Here is a 4070-nt window from a genome sequence, read left to right as displayed (position 1 = left end):
ACTTAAACACTTAAACACTTAAACACTTAAACACTTAAACACTTAAACACTTAAACACTTAAACACTTAAACACTTAAACACTTAAACACTTAAAATATTTAAAAAAAATGGTTTAACCTAAAAGTCCATTCTCATCATCTCGAATCACAACAGCCATGAAATTATTTTAAAAATCTCATGAATTGAGACAAATCATAACTTCAATTCGTCGACTCAATTGTTATGCTCTATACGATTAAAGCAGAGGGAAAAGAAAGACTCCCCCTCTAGATCAAGTAGCTACTTCAAGATCAAATGTATTTCGATAATAAATTACCAACTTACATTGACACGACGATTCAGTACTAAGCAGGCAACAAGCGCATTAGAATATTTACCATCGCAATATTTATATTGTTCAGTTGGACCATGCGCACTCACCTGTATACGGTTGGCATCAATGCCTTGCTGTATCAACAAGTCTGCAACTGTATTTGCGCGTTGCTCTGATAATTTCTGGTTATAGTTCAAATGCCCAATACGATCAGTAAAACCTGAAACAATAACAGCATGATTAGAATCAGAATCTTTAATTTGCTGAGCAATCACAGCCACCGTTTGTTTGCCTTGCTCAATTGCATCTGCATCATAACGATCAAAGCCAAATAAAATATTTGCAGAAGTAATCGTTGGTGTAGTCGCCTGAACTAAAGGTGCTTGCTGCCCATAATTCGTACGCTGTGCAAGACTCTCACATTCTTCACCTTTCCAAGATAACTGCTCAGCAAGGTTTTTATTGAAATCTATGCGTAACTGACAGCGTTTGTAATCTTTGCTATTTGGAACACGAATATCTAAAACATAGTTCCAAGTTTTAACAGCAAAGATGCCTTCGCTAAACTGAGGATTACCAAGTAAATCACGAATTTGATCCTTGCTTAATCCTTGTTCCAAACGGAGAACATCGGTGTGTTCATAACGTTTCACTTGTTTAAGATAACTTTTTTCAATCGCAGGGAAATATCCATCCCCTTGTTCAGTCACTATTTTTGTTTCTGCATAAGCAGGTAGTACAAGACCAAGAAGCACTGCTGAAAGTGCAATTTTAATAACTTTTTCCATATTGATTACTCTTAGATTTTTGCAGTATGGAGAAAAACAATAGCTGTTTTTCTCCACGCCTTAGGTCTTAGTCAATTACACCGCTAATACCGATACGAACACTTGGATCACCCTGTGATGCTGCTGCAACACCGCCTGTTATTGACCAGCGTCCGTTGTCTGCTGTTTTACGTAAAGTCACACCAATCGCATTTTCACCGCCATGATAAGAAGCACCCGCTGCATACGTGAATTTACCCGCAACAAATGGTGCTGCTTCCAACGCCATAGCTGCTGCAATACCTGCATTCGCTTTTTTCTCAATACCATCAATACGTTGGTTGGTTTCAGTAAAGGCTTGTTCTAAACGATCACCGAGATTGGTAATACGATTTCCTAAGGCTTGATCTGCTTTGTTTAAAGCATCCACGGCACCACCTACATTATTGTAGTCTTTGCCATCAACCTTATAAGTTGGGTTGGTAAAACTATTGGTGATGTTGTTATAACCAGCTCCGCCACCCAATAATTCGACAACTTTATTGTTTGTTGTATTAAGTTGAGAGCCATTTACAGCATCTTTCGATGTTGCATTAATTGCACCATCTTTCACGCCTGTAACAACACGATCACCTTGAGTACCAGATACATTGATGTTGTACCTCCCACATCTTTACCAACAGTAATATCGCCGCCTTGTGTTTGTTGCTGCACTAAACCAGACTTACCATTGTTGATATTACTAATGTTGGTTTGAATACCTTGAATATCATTGGTGTTTTGGTTCACTTGTTGTTGAACAGTCCACAATTGACCACCATTCACGGCATCTTTCGAACCTTGAACAACAGCACCATCTTTAAGATTAGTAATCGTGGTTCCATTCGAACCACCTAATGTGATTTTATCTTTAGATGCAGTGTCATATTTCACCGCATTATTAGAAAGCTGAGTGACATCACTCGCCACACTATTAATTGCTAAATCTAATTGTCCTTTATTCACAGCATCAGTTGTATTTGTACCAGCAGCAACATTGGTAATTTGCTTATTGCCCGCATTAATACCTTGAGTTGTGACACTTGGACCGCCTGCAATAATTAACCCTGTGTTATTTAACACAACAGTATTATTACCAATCGTAATGCCAGCATTATTGAGAACAGTGTTGCCAGCTTTAATAGAATCAACTGTTAAATCTTTCGCAGTTGCTATTTCATAATTATCTGAACCATCAACATTTTTGCTCTTGTTCACAACAATATTTTGACCTTTAGTCACTGTTGTTTTAGAGGTTACAGCCGTAGATTCAATGGCTTTGTCTAATGCATCTAACGCATCACCAACATTAGTTTGAGTACTTTTCGCAACATTATAGGTAGGCCCAGTAATAGTTCCATTCGCATTGACAGTCGCATTGCCACCCAAACTATTCACAAGTGAGTTCTGGGTCGTAACAACTTGATTACCAACTGCTTTCAACTGTGCAACGTTTACAGCATCAGCATCTTGAGTACCTGCTGCAACACCCGTAATCTGACGATAAATACCACTTGCTGCATCACCAACTGCAATAGCACCAGTCGTTGACGTTGTTTTATTGATTGCAGTCTTGTCTACATTTGTTGCAGTAGACAATGCATAACCTGTAACACCTGCACCCGTTGTAGCAGCAGAACCCGTGCCTAATACAACGGAACCAGCCACTGTCTTAGTCACATTATTTCCAAGTACAAAAGTATCATCTGTAAGCACTTGGTTATTGTTACCAACAGAATAACTGTTGCTACCATTAACAATAGTTGGATCGCCAATTGCACCAGAATGATTGCCTTTAACTTTATTCCCCGTACCAATACTGATTGATTGTGTACCTAATGCTTCAGCACCATGACCAATTGCAATTGATTGTATACCTTGAACCTTAGCATTATGACCTAGAGCAACTGAGCTATCCGCACCCGCAGCGACAATAGCATTAACACCTATTGCAGTAGAATTTAGACCACTTGCACTTGAATCATTGGTTGTGCCTAAATCACCTTTAGACGTGTCCGCATTGGTATGGAAGAACTTCGTACCTTCTGTATTCATCTTCTGAACAGTTTGACCAATTGTCAAACGATCCGTAGTTTCCTGTCCTTGCTTGTTATAAGTTAAGAACAATGAATCTTGATTGGTGTTATCCAGTTTAGTGTTTACAACTTGATCAATAATATTGACTTTATTACCACTAGCATCGACAACTTCGGTGATGTTGCTAGAAATCACTTGCTTCAATTGTTCTTCAGTTGCAGCTCTACCTTTCATTGCAAAATCAGCAGCTTTCAAATCTTTATTGCTTAATCCCGTAATGTCATTATTGGCTTTGTTCAGTACAACACCGCCAACGGTTACTTTATCGAAACTTACATCTTGCGCTGTTGCTACGGTGTAAATGCTTTGACCATCGGCTCCAACCACTGAAGTGACTTTAATATTGCCACTTTCTTTGACTTCGGTCTTAGCCGCTTTCGCTGTATTGCTAACACTGTTGATTGCTCCATCAATCGTGTTTGCACCCGTTCCACCAATGTTGGTCGTGGTAATAGCGCCAGTTGCTGCATTTATAGTCGTACTACCGCCAATTACATTTTTAATGTTGTTCGATACTGCATAAAGCTGACTGCCATTAATTGCATCGCTTGAGCTTGCATTGACTCCACCTGCTTTAACATTGGTGATCGTGGTACCTGCTGCTCCGCCACCTAAAGTAACTTTGTCTTTTGTTGCCGCGTTGTCGTACTTCACTGCTGCATTGTCTGTTGCAGTTTGTGCATCACTCACAAGTTTCAATTGGTCTTCTGTCGCTGCTTGTCCACTGGTGATGCTTGCAGCATTCCATGTCTTATTGCTTAAACCACCAATTTTTCCTGTGCTGCCATCAACAGTAATTTGTGTAGCACCATTACCAACTTTAACGGTATTGCCTAAGCCAAGTTGTACTCCG

General features: G+C 39.5%; 1 protein-coding gene and 1 pseudogene. Both read right to left on the bottom strand.

What is annotated here, in order from left to right; translation table 11 throughout:
- Nucleotides 1-313 precede the first annotated feature (313 nt).
- Nucleotides 314-1102: an OmpA family protein gene (locus MMP60_RS15800; protein ID WP_241337282.1), complete on the bottom strand. Its 789-nt coding sequence runs from the start codon at nucleotides 1100-1102 to the stop codon at nucleotides 314-316.
- Between the two features lie 67 nt (nucleotides 1103-1169).
- Nucleotides 1170-4015: pseudogene (locus tag MMP60_RS15795) on the bottom strand (YadA-like family protein).
- Nucleotides 4016-4070 lie beyond the last annotated feature (55 nt).

The organism is Acinetobacter sp. ANC 4805 (assembly GCF_022549495.1).
Classification (GTDB): domain Bacteria; phylum Pseudomonadota; class Gammaproteobacteria; order Pseudomonadales; family Moraxellaceae; genus Acinetobacter.
The sequence above is the reverse complement of the archived record's forward strand: the minus strand, read 5'-3'. Positions and strand labels throughout refer to the sequence as shown.

Coding starts and splice junctions, on each gene's coding strand:
- MMP60_RS15800 (WP_241337282.1), bottom strand. CDS start 1,102: ATGGAAAAAGTTATTAAAATTGCACTTTCAGCAGTGCTTCTTGGTCTT.